The 15,404-nt window shown below is 52.7% G+C and carries 24 protein-coding genes; 15 read left to right on the top strand and 9 right to left on the bottom strand.

All coding sequences use genetic code 11. The annotated features are described in order from the left end of the window. Positions 1-8: 8 nt before the first annotated feature. The 8 genes from FSY45_RS20390 to FSY45_RS20355 all read left to right on the top strand — a co-directional run bounded on the left by FSY45_RS20390 (position 9) and on the right by FSY45_RS20355 (position 4,152). Positions 9-221, top strand: a complete 213-nt coding sequence (locus FSY45_RS20390; protein ID WP_148748341.1) for a hypothetical protein — start codon at positions 9-11, stop codon at positions 219-221. Positions 222-410: 189 nt separating this feature from the next. After that, positions 411-1,013: a DUF262 domain-containing protein gene (locus FSY45_RS20385; RefSeq protein ID WP_148748340.1), complete on the top strand. Its 603-nt coding sequence runs from the start codon at positions 411-413 to the stop codon at positions 1,011-1,013. Between the two features lie 88 nt (positions 1,014-1,101). Further along, complete coding sequence (locus FSY45_RS20380; protein ID WP_148748339.1) at positions 1,102-1,374, top strand: hypothetical protein; 273 nt, start codon at positions 1,102-1,104, stop codon at positions 1,372-1,374. Next, positions 1,374-2,186 (top strand): hypothetical protein, encoded by an 813-nt coding sequence (locus FSY45_RS20375; protein WP_148748338.1) that lies wholly within the window; start codon positions 1,374-1,376, stop codon positions 2,184-2,186. The genes FSY45_RS20380 and FSY45_RS20375 overlap by 1 nt, the downstream gene beginning before the upstream one ends. 7 nt (positions 2,187-2,193) lie before the next feature. Further along, a complete protein-coding gene (locus FSY45_RS20370; RefSeq protein WP_148748337.1) occupies positions 2,194-2,556 on the top strand; it encodes a hypothetical protein in 363 nt (120 codons plus the stop codon). Positions 2,557-2,758: 202 nt separating this feature from the next. Further along, positions 2,759-3,124, top strand: coding sequence for a hypothetical protein (locus tag FSY45_RS20365; protein WP_148748336.1), 366 nt, complete (start codon positions 2,759-2,761; stop codon positions 3,122-3,124). A 219-nt stretch (positions 3,125-3,343) separates the two neighbouring features. Next, the gene (locus FSY45_RS20360) at positions 3,344-3,850 is read left to right on the top strand and encodes a hypothetical protein (protein WP_148748335.1); all 507 of its coding nucleotides are present in this window, start codon (positions 3,344-3,346) and stop codon (positions 3,848-3,850) included. Positions 3,851-3,915: 65 nt separating this feature from the next. Further along, positions 3,916-4,152, top strand: coding sequence for a hypothetical protein (locus FSY45_RS20355; RefSeq protein WP_148748334.1), 237 nt, complete (start codon positions 3,916-3,918; stop codon positions 4,150-4,152). A gap of 126 nt (positions 4,153-4,278) precedes the next feature. Here the strand turns inward: FSY45_RS20355 and FSY45_RS20350 are convergent, their stop codons facing one another. The 9 genes from FSY45_RS20350 to FSY45_RS20310 form a co-directional block, all read right to left on the bottom strand. Further along, a complete protein-coding gene (locus FSY45_RS20350; RefSeq protein ID WP_131667151.1) occupies positions 4,279-4,515 on the bottom strand; it encodes a hypothetical protein in 237 nt (78 codons plus the stop codon). Between the two features lie 56 nt (positions 4,516-4,571). Then, complete coding sequence (locus FSY45_RS20345; protein ID WP_370512842.1) at positions 4,572-4,901, bottom strand: ASCH domain-containing protein; 330 nt, start codon at positions 4,899-4,901, stop codon at positions 4,572-4,574. Further along, positions 4,898-5,131, bottom strand: coding sequence for a hypothetical protein (locus tag FSY45_RS20340; RefSeq protein ID WP_034367511.1), 234 nt, complete (start codon positions 5,129-5,131; stop codon positions 4,898-4,900). The genes FSY45_RS20345 and FSY45_RS20340 overlap by 4 nt, the downstream gene beginning before the upstream one ends. Then, entirely contained in the window at positions 5,128-5,406 is a 279-nt protein-coding gene (locus tag FSY45_RS20335) for a hypothetical protein (RefSeq protein ID WP_046462378.1), read from the bottom strand. Before FSY45_RS20335 ends, FSY45_RS20340 begins: the two co-directional genes overlap by 4 nt. A 142-nt stretch (positions 5,407-5,548) precedes the next feature. Continuing rightward, positions 5,549-6,007, bottom strand: coding sequence for a hypothetical protein (locus FSY45_RS20330; RefSeq protein WP_148748333.1), 459 nt, complete (start codon positions 6,005-6,007; stop codon positions 5,549-5,551). Continuing rightward, positions 6,008-6,262 (bottom strand): hypothetical protein, encoded by a 255-nt coding sequence (locus FSY45_RS20325; protein ID WP_131667153.1) that lies wholly within the window; start codon positions 6,260-6,262, stop codon positions 6,008-6,010. 57 nt (positions 6,263-6,319) lie between these two features. Continuing rightward, a complete protein-coding gene (locus tag FSY45_RS20320; RefSeq protein ID WP_148748332.1) occupies positions 6,320-7,348 on the bottom strand; it encodes a hypothetical protein in 1,029 nt (342 codons plus the stop codon). 3 nt (positions 7,349-7,351) lie between these two features. After that, positions 7,352-8,500 carry a toxic anion resistance protein gene (locus FSY45_RS20315; RefSeq protein WP_148748331.1) on the bottom strand — a complete coding sequence of 383 codons (1,149 nt, stop codon included), beginning with the start codon at positions 8,498-8,500 and terminating at the stop codon, positions 7,352-7,354. Between the two features lie 14 nt (positions 8,501-8,514). Then, positions 8,515-9,282 (bottom strand): hypothetical protein, encoded by a 768-nt coding sequence (locus tag FSY45_RS20310; RefSeq protein WP_131667154.1) that lies wholly within the window; start codon positions 9,280-9,282, stop codon positions 8,515-8,517. 264 nt (positions 9,283-9,546) lie between these two features. On the opposite strand from FSY45_RS20310, the gene FSY45_RS20305 reads away from it, so the two are divergent. From FSY45_RS20305 to FSY45_RS20275, 7 genes are all read left to right on the top strand, one after another. Next, positions 9,547-10,098: a hypothetical protein gene (locus FSY45_RS20305; RefSeq protein ID WP_131667155.1), complete on the top strand. Its 552-nt coding sequence runs from the start codon at positions 9,547-9,549 to the stop codon at positions 10,096-10,098. Beyond that, positions 10,091-11,476, top strand: coding sequence for a YfaP family protein (locus FSY45_RS20300; RefSeq protein WP_052084772.1), 1,386 nt, complete (start codon positions 10,091-10,093; stop codon positions 11,474-11,476). Before FSY45_RS20305 ends, FSY45_RS20300 begins: the two co-directional genes overlap by 8 nt. Positions 11,477-11,807: 331 nt before the next feature. Next, positions 11,808-12,296 (top strand): hypothetical protein, encoded by a 489-nt coding sequence (locus tag FSY45_RS20295; RefSeq protein WP_222864875.1) that lies wholly within the window; start codon positions 11,808-11,810, stop codon positions 12,294-12,296. Positions 12,297-12,325: 29 nt separating this feature from the next. Continuing rightward, positions 12,326-12,787 (top strand): PD-(D/E)XK nuclease family protein, encoded by a 462-nt coding sequence (locus FSY45_RS20290; protein WP_148748330.1) that lies wholly within the window; start codon positions 12,326-12,328, stop codon positions 12,785-12,787. Between the two features lie 231 nt (positions 12,788-13,018). Next, on the top strand, positions 13,019-13,336 hold the full coding sequence (locus FSY45_RS20285) for a hypothetical protein (protein WP_148748329.1): 318 nt from the start codon (positions 13,019-13,021) through the stop codon (positions 13,334-13,336). Positions 13,337-13,410: 74 nt separating this feature from the next. Further along, positions 13,411-14,376, top strand: coding sequence for a signal peptide peptidase SppA (sppA, locus tag FSY45_RS20280; RefSeq protein WP_148748328.1), 966 nt, complete (start codon positions 13,411-13,413; stop codon positions 14,374-14,376). A 119-nt stretch (positions 14,377-14,495) separates the two neighbouring features. Next, positions 14,496-15,392, top strand: coding sequence for a DsbA family protein (locus FSY45_RS20275; RefSeq protein WP_148748327.1), 897 nt, complete (start codon positions 14,496-14,498; stop codon positions 15,390-15,392). The last annotated feature ends 12 nt before the right edge of the window (positions 15,393-15,404 follow it).

Raw genomic sequence — 15,404 nt, 5'->3', positions numbered from 1 at the left:
GAACGGCAATGGAAATCACGATTTTCAAGGAACCCTATCGTGGACAACTGGCAGTCAATGTGAGTCTCCACGAAGAAATTGACGGTCGCGGCACAGAAGTGGATGTGACTGTCTGGGTCAAATACCAAGATTCGATATCTGCAATGCAAGCTGAAGCAAAGCAGAAGGCCATAGAACAACTAAGACGCGCGATCACTGCTCTGGAAGGCGGGGAAGTCTAGGCCGCACGTTCGATGCACAAATGGGCCGCAATGGCCCTTTGTTTTTCTTTGGTGGCGGCAGATCAAATTCACTCGACCTGCACCATTGGTGGGTATGGAGATCTTCTGGCCTCTTCGCCACTCCCGGCGAACTTGCATTTTGGCAACCCCGCGTAAGCTCAATCAAAACGCCGTGAACACGAGTGCCATATGACCACCGCCCAAAACTGCTTTGTCGCCAACCTGCCCCCCGAGCACCAGGAGATGTATGCCCTCATCCATCCTCTGCCTGATGCGGCATACACCATGGACTGCGCCATCGCTTCGATTGAAAAGACCTTGGCCACCATTGAGCGAGACTGCACAGATACGCCTACCGGCTGCTTTGAGCTGGAGCCGGACTTTCAGCGTGGCCATGTCTGGACCCAGGCTCAGCAGATTGCCTATGTGGAGGCGATTTTTCGCAAGACCGCTCCCAACCGGATCATGTTCAACTGCCCCGGCTGGACACGCGAGTCCACCACGGCTGGCGACATCAACGACAACGAATTCCAGTGCATCGACGGCCTGCAACGCCTGACCGCTTGCCGTAAATTTATGTCTGGTGAGTTCACATTGTTCGGTAAATACAAAGCCCAGGATCTCAAGGGCACTCCCTTTGACCCACGTCGCTTCACGCTTCAGTTCTGCATCTACGAATTCAATTCGCGCGCAGATCTGCTCAACCACTACCTGAGAATCAATGCCGGTGGTTCGATCCACACCCCAGAAGAGCTGGACCGCGTTCGCGCTCTGCTGGCGCTGGCCGCATGAGAGCCGCAACACGCAATGTAGGCTGGCCCGAGCCATTCAGAATTGACCAACACCTGTCCTTTTTTCTCGTATGTGGCAAACTATGAGCATGGCAAAAGCACACACTTCCACCAAAACGAAAGCGGGCACAAGCCGCGCTGGCGGTAGCGTTGTGGTTCAATCCACTGAAAAGGCTCACAAAGCTGATGTCGTCGCGCGCAGTTTCGAGAAGAAAATGGCTGCCGCGCGCAAAGCATCCGTGAACAGCCACCTGGGTTTTGTTGTGCCCAAGTTGACGGGCCAAGAGGCACTGCACTTCATGCGCAGTGTCGGCGGCTTTGCTCTGTCTCACGCCCACAAGACTTCCAAGCCCAAACGCTGATGGGTCAGATCCTCATCGCATACCACGGGTGCGACATTACGACGAGGGATGGTCTGGTCGCCGGTCTTCTGAAGCCACTGCCTTCTTCCAATAAGTTTGATTGGCTCTATAACGGCTTTTATTTTTTTGAAGGCGACTCTGCCCGCGCGTTAAAACTCGCCACAGCATCCAGTACACGACCTCAACATAAGCTCACGAAGCGCCCCATAGCTACGCCAGCTGTCGTTGGTGCAATTATTGAGATTGATCGCCTGTTTGATCTGACCACGCAAAGCGGTATTGAGAATTTTTCTCAAGCGGCGGACCTCATGGTCAAGGGCTACAAAGCCGATGGAAAAGCACCTCCTAAGAATGAGCCATCCTTTGAGGGAGATACTGAAAACCTGCATCGAGCCTTCGACCGTGAAGCGTGCAAGATGGTTCATGCCTTGCGCAACCATGCCAATACCGAGGCGATTGCCCTTGCTGCGAAGCTTTCTCAATCGCTGGGCCTGAATGTGAATGGTTCAACACAGTTGACACAGCAACAGATGAGGGAGCTTGAAATAGCCTCACTGCAGATTGTCAACACTGCACCATTTCAAGCGTCTCGGGGTGCGTTTGAACAAGGCAAGCAAGTTGATCCGTCAAGCGCGATCTTCGATGACACACACCTCCAGCTTGCTGTCCACGATCTTTCATGTATCAAAGGCTGGTTTCTACGCCCTGGTGACAAGTTAATGACTCCTACAGAGGCCGAAGCCGCCAATCAGGCCATGGACGCAGCAAAAAAACTGCGCACAGACTCCAAGCCCAGAAAACGTGCCCCCTGATAGATCCATGCGTTCCCTTCTTACTTTTGCTCTCGCCCTCTTCGTCTTCTACACCGGCCTCAACCTCGCAGCGCGGCTGCAGGTCCACGAGCAGGCCAAGCTTATCGATAAGAGCGGCCAAGTCTTTGAGGGCCGCATGAGCCGAGATATCCTGACTGGGGACTATCGGATCGACTCTCCGTCGAGCGTTGGTGAGGTCAGGATCATCCCGAAAGAACAAATTGGCGGACTGGTCTATGTTGAGAGCGATGGCTTGCCCTGGCAGTCTTCGGTCACTATGTACGGAACAATCGTTTTGATGCTGTTGCTATTCGGTTATGACATTTTCAGGAGCATGCGTAAGAGTGAGCGCCCTACTGCTCGTGCCTAGAACCAGGTGCTCCCTTCCCGAACGACCTGCCCATGGCAGGTTTTTTTACGCTATCGCTGTCGCTGCCTACTTTCATGTCCTGGTCAGGGTTGCAATTTATGAGGCACCCTTAAAGTGGATTTCAACTGGTTGGCTGACGCCACGTTGTGACAACCATTAAGCAAGAATCGAACAACACATCAAGGAATATGAGGGAACCGCTATGAACTTCAAAGCAAAATTTCACGCCTATCGTCTCTTTGGACTGCACACATGCAGTTCGCTCTGGCCTCTCCTCTTCATTTTCACTGTTGGCTTGTTCTACGGAACCGCAGCAGCTGATGTGTTCTTCGAGTCCACCAGTACCATCCGTTATTCCGCAATCATCATCGGTTCCTTCTTCGCGTATTTCGGCTCACCAACTTTGATTGGCTTCATCCATGCTGCCAAATTACGTCGCATGTATGGACAGGACGTGAGCGATGCTATGACGGCAAAGTTTGCACATCTGAAGGATGGCGATACTGTAGATTTCACACTTGCTGAAGTCATCAACGGCGTTTCTCGCGCGCGGCGCACAGCTCGATAGAACAAGAAATAGATCGACTTTGTGTGACCTACCGAGAGGCGCTTGAACTCAGCACCGCGTCTCAGGACTGCGCAATCCAGCGCCGATTCAAGAAGCCTGCCAAGTGCAGGTTTTTTTGCGCCCCGAGGCTGAGCCTGCCCATCCTAAGCCTACTGGAGAGGGTTGCATTTTCTGAACTACCTGGAGACTAGAAGCGTACTCACTTCCTGAAAGAACTCCATGGGAAAAGCAAAGGCCAAGAACTCTGGCCGCTCTGTACTGACCGAGGCCATGCGCGCCAAGATGCTGGGCAATGACCCTTTCAACATTGCATACAAGTTCCTGTATGAACAAGTCGAGCAGGTCTACACCTCCAAAGGTGGATTTCCCAATACGCTCATAGGCATGCATTTCGATAACGGTCTGCTTGATCGCCTCTACCCCACAGTCATTCGCCGCCTGGAGGATGTGCCAGGACTACGCCATGCCATGCTGCAATATTCCCCGATGGTGGCGCACGTCTTTGAGGCCTGGACAGCGCCACCGGGTAGGCCAGATCTTTCCCCTAGCCAACATCCTGATCGCAAGGACTGCGTGACCTTCATGCTCCACACAAGTGATCTGTGCGCTGTCGCCAGATGCATAGTTAACCCCGCTATGCGAACCATCCAGCACGACGAACTCTTCTTCCCTGACAAAGTAGGCGGTCGATTGGGCCGAGATCTTCCCAACATGGTTCACCACTGATTTCAGCTTTGTGCTGCTTTGACGATATAGCTTTGTGCGACACCACCACAACGAAATGAGCTGCTATGGAAATTGACGATAACGATTTGGTCACGCAATTCAACCTCTGGCGCGAAAACGCCAACCGCGACTCCTGCTACGCAGACAGCCAGCATGCAGGCGAGTTGCTGACATCGCTGCAGACAGAATGGCGCAGGCGTTATCCCTCTCGCTACGTCCCTACTCCGGTAGTCTCTCGTGATGACAGGACTAACTGTCAGTTGTTGTGGAGCCAAGCTGAAGAGACGCGCTACTACAGCTAACGCCCTAGGTCCGAAGCCGCACCCTTAGATCTACCTGTCGCGCCAATACAAAAGCCCGCTGGCATGCCAAGCGGGCTTTTTCTTTTGAGCTGGCGCGGTTTAGCGCGAAGAGCCAACCCCTTCTGGTCAAGCCTTGGGCACAAAGCGTCCCGTGGTGTTTGTTGCCTCGATAGGCTTCAAGTCTACCGTCAGACCATCTTGAACCTGTGGACCTCTAAGCCCTTTCACGCTGCCATCGTCATATAGCGCCCAGAGCACTACCGGGATCGATGTCTTCCCAGTTTCATTGGGGTTTGGCCGGTATTCAAAGCACCAGTCTCCAGCAGGCGCGATCTGAACAATCTTCGGTTGCTTGTTTTCCATTGAGGACTTTCTGTGTAGTTGGGTTTTGATGGCGCAGGTTGTCGGGCCTGGTTGAACTAGCTCTGTTGTGCGGATTGCGATCTCGCACTCACATCTATGGCATAGACATCGACCGGATCTGGCCCGAAATGAGGGTGCGTGATAGTTTTCCGTGTGTACCCACGCCAAGGAAGCACCAGGCGGCTCTCATGGTCGTCTGCGGCGGGGTAGCCCAGGGTCAGCACGATTTGAGCGTAGGAGCGGCCCTCCAGACGCTTTGACCAGTAGGGCTTGGCCAGCCGGTATTCCTCGTGCTTCGAACCGTCCCGGATGGCCTCGAAATATTCTCCTTTGAGCGGTAGCGTCAGGACAGGCAATCGAACTGGCGCGCCCTGGATATCGCTCATGCGCGGATCAGTGTGCATTTCTCAGCCAGCTGGGCTTTGATCTTTCCCACCTTGGAGTGGGGCACTATCCAGCCTTCGTAGCTCGGGTTGCGCTTACCGTCCCACCGGCACACATCAAATACGATCTGCTCCAGTGGTCCATTGCTGGGGCTGGACACCGCCATGTCGCCACTGGGCAACGCGGTTGTGACAATCTCTCCATGCACACCATTCAGTCGATAAATGCTCATTTGGCTGTGACCCTTTCTAACCTGTCATGGAGCATTTTCACTCCAGTGCCGATGTTCCATGCATACAGGATGGCCCCCAGGCCGACCAGCAACGTGAGAAGCCACGGCCAGATGCCGAATGCTGTCACCACGGATTCAAAGGGCAGATCTGCCTTGCTTGCTTCAACGCAAGAGTGCAACCCAAAGCTGCCTGCCAGAAACAGCGTGAGGCCCAAGACCAACTCAATGGGTGCATAGCGCACGACCCAGAGAATCGCCCACTTCTTCTTCAACATACTTCCTCTTTTTTTAATCTCTTAGGTTTTCGCATGCGAAACATTTAAAGCTTCAGATGCATTTTGTAACAAGTTGACATCGTGACACATCTCGGCTGTCCTAACCTGACCATTCAACGCCAGCGCAGCGTGTCAGTTGCTCTCAGCGTGCATTGCTCCGTCGATATCCATTCGCTTGAACTTCAGGCGGACACCGCAGGAATTGCTGGCGCAGCACGCCTATGCCAAGGACTTTCAAGACCATCAGCCGCGCACCCGGATTCAGGCCGGAGATAGCGTCGGAGGCGTAAAGACCTAGCATCAGGACATCAACGGCGGCGCTAAAGCCCAGGGCCGCGCAAACCAAGCTGGAGCTGCGCGTCCGTCGCTCAAGACAGATCACAATGCACAGGTAGAACAGCACCAGATTGATGAGCATGCTTGGCCAGTCCGCGCTACTGGACATGTACAGCCTGCTCCAGCCAGCTACAAAGAACACCAGACTGAAGGAACTCACGGTCACTACCGAGTCGGCCATAAGCGCGAACACTGGCCGCAAGGTGATGAGCCTGAACAGATGCCACGCCATAGCGCAGACCCACAATCCCAGAAGTCGAACCATCTACTTTGTTGCTCCGTTGCAATCCACGCAGGCTATGCCGCGCTTCACGTCCGTCACGCTGTCGAAGCTCAGCCAGCCTGTAGAGATGCCGCAGCGCCGACATGACATGACTGCGATGTACTGACCAGACTCGCTGGTTCCAGCGTCCGACACATGCATCAGCACGCGGCGAGACGCGCGTTTGGCCTTGGCTTTTTCCACTGGCAAGGGGACGATCTCTGGGAACAGATCTCCGGTCATTTCATCCTTTGTCATCCCCCTGCCCTTCCCGAAAAAAAGGCCCATGAAACTGGGCCAAGCTTCAAAGCGATTTCAGGTATTGGCTGACACGCCAGACAGCCTGTAAATCGTCTTTAGGTTCTTGCGCATGTATTGCTCAAGAGCAAACACCAAACCGGACAGCAGTGCCACCAGCCCACATACAGCCAGAGCCAAATTCGCCCATAGGTTGAGTCTGCTTTTGGCCTCAGCTTCCTGCTGCTCATGATTGAAGGAGCGAAGACTTCGGCTCATACCCCATGCCTTGTTCTCCATCATGGCTAGCACGCCTGCGGAGTACTGCAGCTCGGGCGTTGCATTCGATGCCCTTTCCAGTGCCAAATCCAGGTTGGCACGGTAGGCATCCCAGTTGATCTCAGAATCCTTCTGTTTAAGCTGTGCCTGCGCAACAAGATATGGCCCGTACTCTTGGGCATCAGCAGATGCATTGCCTATCAACTCGGTGACGCGTGCAGGCAGGCCAAAGCTGATGGCCTCCTCGATCTGCTTTTGTCTTGCATCGCTCTTGGACTGGCGGTGCTCTGCTCGCTCGGAGCTTGATGAAAACAAGCTGCTTTCGAGTCCTGCGTGTTGAGGAGCAATCCCTTCGATGACATTCTCGAAAACAAAGGATGCAGGGATCATCACCAACCCAAAGATCACGCGTGCATATTGTCCATACATTATTCCGGTTAACCCAAGAACAGCCGCCGACAGTATTGCTAATGCCTTGACCAGATTGCTCAGACTGACAAAGGTGGAGAAAGAGTTCATCCCGGTTCGAATGCCATCCAACGCCCCGCTAGGCTCTGCGGGACCACTAGCCTCCAAGGCTTTTGCCAGCGCCTTCGGAATATCGGGACTGTTGAGGCTCTGCAGTGGTTCATGCCCCATTCCCAACCAAGCCAGGACAGCAGCAACTGCTGCCGCTACGAAGACCACAATGACCGCTATTTGCCAAACGCGCTTGAGGCGATTGGCACGTTGGGACAATGTGCCCGATACCTCTTCAATCCAGCTCGTTTCAAGCACGGGCTTCTCATCCGCTTTAGCGCCCCAATTTTTGGTACGTGTCTCGCTCATGATTTAGGCTCCTGTGGCTGCGCTTGCGCGAGAGATGCCCAGATTCTGACTATTGGTCGAGATTTGCTTTTTCATCTGCGCACACATGTGCTCGATCTGCATACTCGACCGCTCGCGCTCCCTCTTGCCTTCCAGCTGGATCTGGCTCACATCGTTTGCGGTCTTCACCAGCATGTCCTGCACGTACTGCAGAGTCTTGACATCGATAGGCAAGCGCTGATTTGACTTAGCTGTGGCCACCGCGTTCTTGTGCAGCAGATCTGCACCGCGTGTGAGCATGCTGTTCGTGAAATCATCGATGGCCACAGTCAGCTCTGCGGCGTTTTTCGATTCGTTCAGGCCCATGGCCAGCACAAACTGCCGCTTCCAAATTGGGATCGTCAGCGTAGTGATGGTGTTGAACTTGTCCACCAGGACGAAGTTCGTGGACTGGATCACACGAATCTGGGGGAGCATCTGCAGGGACGATTGCTGAAGCGCTTCGAGGTTGCCGATACGCAAGTCCAGATTGCTGGCAAAGGCCTGCATATCGGACAACTCCTGCAACTCCGCAGGGTTGGTCGCAGTTTGCTGGCGCTGCTCGATCAGCTGATTCACGCGCGCCAATGCAACGCGGCCAGCTACGATGTGCACGCTCAGCTCGTAATATTCTTTGCGAACGTTGTCGAACATCACTTCCAGTGTTTCATTGCGTTTGCTCAGCCCCGCCACTGTCGTTTGAACTTCGGTGATCACCTTGTCGATCTGCTCCTTGGATGTTTCGAACTGGTTCTGCAGGCGCATTCCGCGCATCTTGAGCTTGTCGATCCATGGCCCGATCACCGGGAGACTAGAACGCCGTCCTGACAGCACGTTCATGTTGGTCTTCTGGGCAATGCCTACGACTTCAACAAGCTGCTCGCCCATTTGCCCCACTTCGCCGTTCCGAACCTGGCTCAACAGTTCGTCGGCATAGGCCGTTGTCTGTTCCCCCGCTCTGCGACCGAATGTGTTGACCGTTCCCGGATTCATCGGATCGATGTCTTGCACCAGCTGCGCGATGTGCTCCAGATCGCCATTACCCAGTCCCATGACTTTCAGTTGCTTGTCGCTCAGCTCATGGACTTCAACGGGATATGCAGCTGTAGGTGTCTTTGTCGCAATCGTGTTCATGATTCTTTTCCCTGTTACTGAGTGACCGAAATGGATTTGAGGTTGTCTGCGAAGCTCTTGCGCAGGTTTTCATGAGCTTGGATAGCCATGGCCAGCTGCTCGCCCGTAACGTGGTTTTGCACGCCCAGGCCCAGCATGTTCTGACGCCACAGCGGCACCAGCACCTGAGCGGTTTCGTCAAACCGATCCAGCACATCGATCAACTGGTACTTGAGCAGCTGCAGCTGCTGGCCTGTTTGTGCGTGGGAAACCTGCATGGCCTGAAGGTTGATCAACCGGCGAGAAAAGCGCTCTCGGCTCGTTTCCTGGTCAAAAGCCAATGCACCACCCTGGCTATCTGGCGTTTGAGCCAGATATTTCTGACCCGCTTCAATGTGATTGCTGATGATTTGGGCCTCGGCTCCATAGGTAGAGCACAGAGACTCAATCACATCGATGACATCGCGCACCAGCGCGGCTTCCTTGGTCGCTGCATTGAGCAGTTGATCCATGTTGATCTTGGCCACCTCAAAGCGCACACGCTTTGTCTGGGCCAGCCCAGTGAATCTCGACCACTTAGACGGCTTCTCCGAAATGGCTTTCGGGTCTGCGTCTTCTAAACACATCACCACTCCACGAATGCTCCGTGCAAGACCGGCTGAGGGATTGCTCCCCAGTAGCTTGTCCAGCTTGACATCGATCTCAGGATCTCGGACGAGCTTGCCAAAGTCACCGATACCCAGTGGGTTACGGAACAACTCTGGTATTCGTTCTGAAGTGATGACCTCGATGGAATCCATCATTAATCGGCCCTCTCAATTTGTATTGTTTAAACAGAATGAAGGGCAACTTCAAATGTTGCCCGATTAAAACTACCAGCACTTCAAAAAATGCAAGCTGATGCGCAAAGCATATTGGGCAGAACTCAAAGCCTCCAACGGGCAAGTGCCCAAGATGGGCCAACTCAGCTACGGAGCACCTGTAACTTTTGGTATCATCATCAATCGATTTAGAAGACCATTAGTAATTCTTAATCGATATTCAACCGATACCAAATAAAGGCATCCATGAAATTTAAAAATAAACTTATCACTCTTGCAGTGATTGCTTTTCTGCAAGGTTGTGGAGGGGGAGATTCATCTGCTTCATCTGGGAAACCGGAAGAGCCTGAAAAGCCTTTGACGATTGCCCAAAAGATTGCGGCCTTGGAAGAATCAGGCCAACTTCCAAAATTGAATCGAGACGATACATTGACGGGTATTGATGCTGACAGTAATGGTGTCCGTGATGATATCGATGCATATATTTCAAAAGTATTCCCTGCCGAAATACGTCAAGCGGCCACCAAAGCCGCTCAAGTTGAGCAGTCAATGCTGACGGTGGATGTGAACGATAAAGATGCTGTGCGCGACATCAACAACGCATACACCCGTGCCAATGGATGCATTTTCGAAACAGCAAGAATTAAGGACCTTGAAATCAAGCCTTACTTCGTGAGCAAGCAGATATCGGCCATTACCGCTAATACCAAAAAGCGACTCCTAGCGATGGTGGATTTCAGCCATGCTTCGAACGGAATGGTATTTACGGGCCAACTTAACGGTAACTGCGATGAATAAGAATATTTTCCAAAAAGCAATTTCGGTTGTCCTGGCAAGCGCTATCGCGCTCTCTTCCACAGCAGGCCTAGCCGCAACTGGCCTTCCAGCGCCCGCCCAGTGCCAGACGCTTGATGGCTACACCATTGGCTATTTCAACGGTGTTCTCAACACCCGCCAAGATGCTGAGCGCTCTGCGGCTTTGCTACGCGCGCAACAGTATGAGAAGCGCTTTGCGGTCCCTACGGGCGAAACCTTGATCGTGCAAAACTACTTCAACGACTCCAAGGGCTGGCGAGACTTCATCGAAGTCTTTGAACAGCGCGTTCTGCAGCAGGACGAAAACCTGTCTGGTCGTTGGGAGTTATTTCAGCAAGCCATTAGTGGCGATCTTAATAAGCCTGGTGATAGCTGGTTCGATAAGCTTGGTACAGTCTTCAACGGCTTCACCGACTGGATTAATTCCTATCAGGATTACTTAATTACTCAAGTCCCATCAGCTATTGCGGCACGGTTTGGCATCGCAAACCTTGCTTCGTTGATTATTGGTGATGAAACCGAAGCAATCTGGCAAACCGAGGTCGAACACCGCCAACGACTCGAAACCACGATCAATGAGGGTCGAAAACTGGTTATGGTCGCCCATTCCCAGGGAAATTTATTCGTTCACGAGGCATATAAAAATGCGCTCAAACTGACCACTTCTAACTTTGTCAAAGTGGTTCATATTGCCTCTGCGTCGCCCTTCACGCATGGCCCACATGTTGTGGCTGACAAAGATCTGGTGATTAAGGGCCTGAACCTATTTTTTACCAATCCACCAGTTTATACGGTCATCCCAGGGTTGCTTGAGCGTCTGAATCCTGGCCCAACTGACTGGAAAGGCCATTCACTTGAAATGATATATTTGAATGAGTTGATTCCCACAAAGCCGCTGATTGACGGACATATCATTAACGCACTCAGCTCTATCCAAGCTCCTCCTAAAGTTGCGCAACCAGGTCTGTTTACTGTGACTCTGGACTGGGATGGTCCTGGTGATGTCGATCTGCACACCTACGAGCCGAACGGCAACAAGGTGTACTTCAGCAACAAAATCGGCTCCAGTGGTCGCCTTGATGTGGACAACATCTCTGGCTATGGCCCTGAGCACTTCTATGCCTCCTGCGACACCAACAGAATCATGGATGGAGACTACAACATCGGTGTGGCCAACTACAGCAGAGCCGATGGGCGTCGAGCCAACATTCAAGTAGCTACTCCCGATGGAGGCGTTATCGCCACCGAGTCTGTGACGCTGGGAACTGCCACTGGCACACAGACCTACCTCATGCCCATACGTATCAATGTCAAACGTGACCAGACCACTGGTGCGGTAAAGGTAAAGAAGGTCGGTTGAGAATCACTTAGATCCTGAGCGTATCCATAACCCAAGGGCACTATTTATTAGTGCCCTTTTCTTTGGGCTTGCATTTTTCTCCATTCAAGTATTCTTTTCCTGAGGAAACACGACTTGTAGGTTCCTCTGTTCCATGTTGATCACCGTTGGTAGACGGCTCAGGGAGTCGAAGTTACTTGAAAGCGATCTAGAAGTAGATTCAGCAAGGAAAGACAACAGAATCGTATGATTTCTTATTTAGAAGTCGCTTGTAAGTCGCTATCTGGCCGCGCCACAAGAGCGTCTTTCAACCTAGACACCACTTGTAAGTTACATCAAAACAATCTGAAAAATGACAAATCATCTGGAAGCGACTTTGAAAGAGGCTTCTATAGCCTGCCCAACCTTGCCGATCATGCCCTCGCCATATCAAGAATGGCTTGAAGAGGCGGAACTTGGCCTTCTGGCCTTAGATGATTGCCGAATTGAGTGCGACAACATGACATGGGTTATTTCGTACTTATTCAACAGAATAAAGCTGCCTCATAAATGCATGTCCGGGCACTTGATGCTGAGCAATCGGAAGAAGTACGTCACACCGCACTACTGGATTCAACTTCCTGCTGGATATGTTGTCGATCTCAGGCTTCGCATGTGGTTCGGGGATGACGAAGCAATCCCACATGGCATCTTCCAACCAAGCATGCACCCCAGGTTCATCTACTCCGGCAAGGAAGTTGAGCCATACAAGCTCGCAGCTTCACTCGCCTCCATCCTCACAGACGGATTGATCTCTAACGTCAGACTGCCCAGCAAACCAAGCCGTCCCCTGTGTAAATAGGGACAGGTCAACAGCACCAAGAGGGATACATGGACACCTCAACTAAATTCCTGATCGTCGTCTTCGGCGTTCCTCTCGCGCTCTCCGCATTCGAGCAACTGATGCACAGGATTGCAGGTGGCGCGCATTTCTGGCAGCAAGGCGAGAACATGCCGCGAGAACTCCGCAGGTCAACTGTGCTGATGAATGAGGAAGCAATCTCATGCACTCACCCCATCCCTATCCAAGGGCGTGTCGATCAAGTATTCCTCGCCCCAGGTGGAGAAGTCATTCCTCTTGATACCAAGACACGTTCGGCCCACCGGGTCATGGAATCAGACGTTGTTCAGTTGTCTGTCTACGCTGTAGCTCTACGTCAGAAGTACCCTACCGCGAACGTTAGCCACGGCTATATCAGAACAGTTGTTGGCTCCGTCAATGACAAAACTGTGGTCTATCACCGGGTTCGGTTGCTCAGCGACCGTGCTGTCGTTCGGATCGCAACAGGCTGAGCTGTGGCCTGTTCGCTTTTTCGCATGCGAAAAAGCGGCATGTTGTGGCTACTTTTTCGCATGCGAAAAAGGTGTCCTCGTGGCCCTACTCTGTCCTCTCAGAACAATTTAAGCGCTTAAACCGGCCTTCGTAGGTGCATCGGCCCTTTTGGGGCATTGCTGAAAACTTGCATTTTTTTAAAGGCGCATAGGATTTAAACAAACCGAAACAATCACTCACAAGGGGGCTGTATGCCTAACTCACCGTCATACCAAGAGCTGCAATCCGAGAGCTTCAAGCTGTCTACTCAGGAGGAGGCTACTCTGCGCCGATACAGCACCGTCACAGGTGTGCTGGTGTGTGCCCAAGCTGTATTCATCCCAGAGCTGGGAATTGCAGGCTCGGCGCTTGCTGGGGTGATCGGCATCGCACCTCTCGCCTACAAATTCTTCTGTGCTGAAGAAAACGCCAAGGGATTCACCACCCTCGTTTCCACTTTGATTCTCAGCCCCTTGCTGGGCCTTGTGATCGATTTGCTCATGCGCCTGCTCAAGCTCAACCTGATCTGAGCTAGCGGCCCCCTGGCATGAAGACCCAAGACTGAAAGCAAGGTCTGCGTCGTCGCCAATTAAGAAAGTAATCCATGAAGTTCAAGCTGTTTTCAAGGTCAGCTCCTACCCCTCCTTTGTCCGTCGATCAAGCCATCTGGGAAATACACAGCCAGTATCGCCGCCACAATCGCTGGAACATTCTGGCCAACATGATGAGGGCCATTGGTGTTCTTCTCTTTCCGTTGGCCTTCATCGTCCTCTCAATGAATGGCGGCAACTGGCCATGGTCTTCATCGGAAGAGTCAAAGGCGCACACCGCCTTCGTCAACGTGCGAGGGGAAATTGCTGCTGGCTCATTGGCTGATTCTGACCGCCTTATCCCGGCCATTCAGAAAGCATTCAAGAATGAGCATTCCAAGGCCATCATCATCAAAATCAACTCGCCAGGTGGTAGCCCCGTTCCCTCCGGGCGTATCCACGATGAAATCTTGGTCCAACGCGCCAAGTTCCCCGAGAAGAAGGTTTATGCGGTCATTGACGACATCGGTGCATCTGGCGGCTACTACATCGCTGTTTCGGCCAATGAAATTTATGCAGACCGGGCGAGCCTGGTAGGCTCCATCGGAGTGATCAGCTCCACCTTCGGTTTCACTGGCCTCATGGACAAGCTAGGCATTGAACGTCGCGCGATAACCGCTGGCGAGCACAAGGCACTGCTTGACCCCTTCTCTCCCCTCTCGCCCGAGATCAAGAAATTCTGGGAGGCATTGTTGGCCCAGACCAATGAGCAGTTTGTCTCACGCGTAAAAACTGGTCGTGGTGATCGCCTGCAAGACGACCCCAAGATCTTCTCCGGCCTGATCTGGAACGGGGAGCAAGCCAAGAATCTGGGCCTTATCGATGGCCTGGGTAGCATGGAGCAGGTCGCCAGTGAAGTTATTGGCGTCAGCAAGCTCGTTGACTACACCCCAAGCGAAGATTTCTTCAAGCGCATGTCTCAGCGCGCCAAGGTTGAAGCTCGCGCATTACTCAGCAACGCCCTCCCCTCCCTTCGCTAACTCCGTCGCTGGCAATGAAGCACCTGCCAAAAAATGTCATCGCAGCCCTGATCGTTGTCATTCTCTTCCTGTGCTTGCTCAGCTCCGCTCAGATCTAAAACAGCCGCTTCCAAATGAACATGAACTCCCCTACTTCCGCTCAAATTTCTGAACCTAAAGCGGTTCAGTTCCGAAATGCATTCATCAACATCTTTCTACCCATCTTCGGTTTGATCATCGCTGGCTTCCTGGGCTGGCAGCTCTACAAGCTCAACGACATCACAAGCTCATTCGGCAAAGGCTCGTCAGTGAGCTTCAAGTCTGAAGACGAATTCAACAATGCAGTGGCCAAAGCCTTCAACAAGATCGTTGAAGACAAACAGAAGGCCATGGCCCAGACCAAGCTGCAGAAGTTCACTGCCGCTCCCGAATTTGTACCTGATGGCAAGCACATCTACGGCTCCATGGATGCGCGTTACACACTGGTGGAGTTCTCCGATCTGGAGTGCCCTTATTGCAAACGCTTCCACAACACGCCCAAGCAGCTCGTGGACGCCAGCAAAGGCAATGTGAACTGGCAGTGGATGCACTACCCCCTGGACTTTCACAATCCTGCGGCTGCAGATCAGGCCATCGCATCTGAGTGCATCTCTGAACAACTGGGAAACCGCGCCTTCTGGGCTTTCTTGAACGATGTGTTTGTGCAGTCGCGTGGCAACGGTCAAGGCGTGCCCAATCTGGCTGAGCTGGCCACGGAAATCGGCGCTGACAGCAACAAGTTCCTCGAATGCGTCGGTTCGGGCAAATACCAGCAAAAAATTCAAGAGCACATGCAGAAAGCCGCTGCACAAGGTATCAAGGCAACACCGGCAACATTCGTTGTCGATAACCACACCGGCAAGATGCAGCTCGTGGCTGGTGCTCAGCCCGTGCAAGCGTTGATGGCTGCTGTCTCCAAGCTCAAGGCAGAAGCTGAAGAAGAAGCAGAAAGCCAGAGCGGCCCTGGTGAACAAAGCACTGCGCAAGACAAGAGTTAAACGCTAGGAGCC

It is taken from the genome of Comamonas sp. Z1 (assembly GCF_008121555.1).
GTDB lineage: Bacteria > Pseudomonadota > Gammaproteobacteria > Burkholderiales > Burkholderiaceae_C > Comamonas > Comamonas thiooxydans.
Note: the sequence above shows the minus strand (reverse complement) of the source record. Positions and strands in the feature narration are given on the sequence as shown.

Coding starts and splice junctions, on each gene's coding strand:
- FSY45_RS20335 (WP_046462378.1), bottom strand. CDS start 5,406: ATGTTGAAGAAGAAGTGGGCGATTCTCTGGGTCGTGCGCTATGCACCC.
- FSY45_RS20360 (WP_148748335.1), top strand. CDS start 3,344: ATGGGAAAAGCAAAGGCCAAGAACTCTGGCCGCTCTGTACTGACCGAG.
- FSY45_RS20385 (WP_148748340.1), top strand. CDS start 411: ATGACCACCGCCCAAAACTGCTTTGTCGCCAACCTGCCCCCCGAGCAC.
- FSY45_RS20295 (WP_222864875.1), top strand. CDS start 11,808: ATGACAAATCATCTGGAAGCGACTTTGAAAGAGGCTTCTATAGCCTGC.
- FSY45_RS20330 (WP_148748333.1), bottom strand. CDS start 6,007: ATGGTTCGACTTCTGGGATTGTGGGTCTGCGCTATGGCGTGGCATCTG.
- sppA (WP_148748328.1), top strand. CDS start 13,411: ATGAAGTTCAAGCTGTTTTCAAGGTCAGCTCCTACCCCTCCTTTGTCC.
- FSY45_RS20285 (WP_148748329.1), top strand. CDS start 13,019: ATGCCTAACTCACCGTCATACCAAGAGCTGCAATCCGAGAGCTTCAAG.
- FSY45_RS20380 (WP_148748339.1), top strand. CDS start 1,102: ATGGCAAAAGCACACACTTCCACCAAAACGAAAGCGGGCACAAGCCGC.
- FSY45_RS20355 (WP_148748334.1), top strand. CDS start 3,916: ATGGAAATTGACGATAACGATTTGGTCACGCAATTCAACCTCTGGCGC.
- FSY45_RS20300 (WP_052084772.1), top strand. CDS start 10,091: ATGAATAAGAATATTTTCCAAAAAGCAATTTCGGTTGTCCTGGCAAGC.
- FSY45_RS20375 (WP_148748338.1), top strand. CDS start 1,374: ATGGGTCAGATCCTCATCGCATACCACGGGTGCGACATTACGACGAGG.
- FSY45_RS20325 (WP_131667153.1), bottom strand. CDS start 6,262: ATGACAAAGGATGAAATGACCGGAGATCTGTTCCCAGAGATCGTCCCC.
- FSY45_RS20320 (WP_148748332.1), bottom strand. CDS start 7,348: ATGAGCGAGACACGTACCAAAAATTGGGGCGCTAAAGCGGATGAGAAG.
- FSY45_RS20370 (WP_148748337.1), top strand. CDS start 2,194: ATGCGTTCCCTTCTTACTTTTGCTCTCGCCCTCTTCGTCTTCTACACC.
- FSY45_RS20350 (WP_131667151.1), bottom strand. CDS start 4,515: ATGGAAAACAAGCAACCGAAGATTGTTCAGATCGCGCCTGCTGGAGAC.
- FSY45_RS20315 (WP_148748331.1), bottom strand. CDS start 8,500: ATGAACACGATTGCGACAAAGACACCTACAGCTGCATATCCCGTTGAA.
- FSY45_RS20390 (WP_148748341.1), top strand. CDS start 9: ATGGAAATCACGATTTTCAAGGAACCCTATCGTGGACAACTGGCAGTC.
- FSY45_RS20310 (WP_131667154.1), bottom strand. CDS start 9,282: ATGATGGATTCCATCGAGGTCATCACTTCAGAACGAATACCAGAGTTG.
- FSY45_RS20305 (WP_131667155.1), top strand. CDS start 9,547: ATGAAATTTAAAAATAAACTTATCACTCTTGCAGTGATTGCTTTTCTG.
- FSY45_RS20275 (WP_148748327.1), top strand. CDS start 14,496: ATGAACTCCCCTACTTCCGCTCAAATTTCTGAACCTAAAGCGGTTCAG.
- FSY45_RS20340 (WP_034367511.1), bottom strand. CDS start 5,131: ATGAGCATTTATCGACTGAATGGTGTGCATGGAGAGATTGTCACAACC.
- FSY45_RS20365 (WP_148748336.1), top strand. CDS start 2,759: ATGAACTTCAAAGCAAAATTTCACGCCTATCGTCTCTTTGGACTGCAC.
- FSY45_RS20290 (WP_148748330.1), top strand. CDS start 12,326: ATGGACACCTCAACTAAATTCCTGATCGTCGTCTTCGGCGTTCCTCTC.
- FSY45_RS20345 (WP_370512842.1), bottom strand. CDS start 4,901: ATGAGCGATATCCAGGGCGCGCCAGTTCGATTGCCTGTCCTGACGCTA.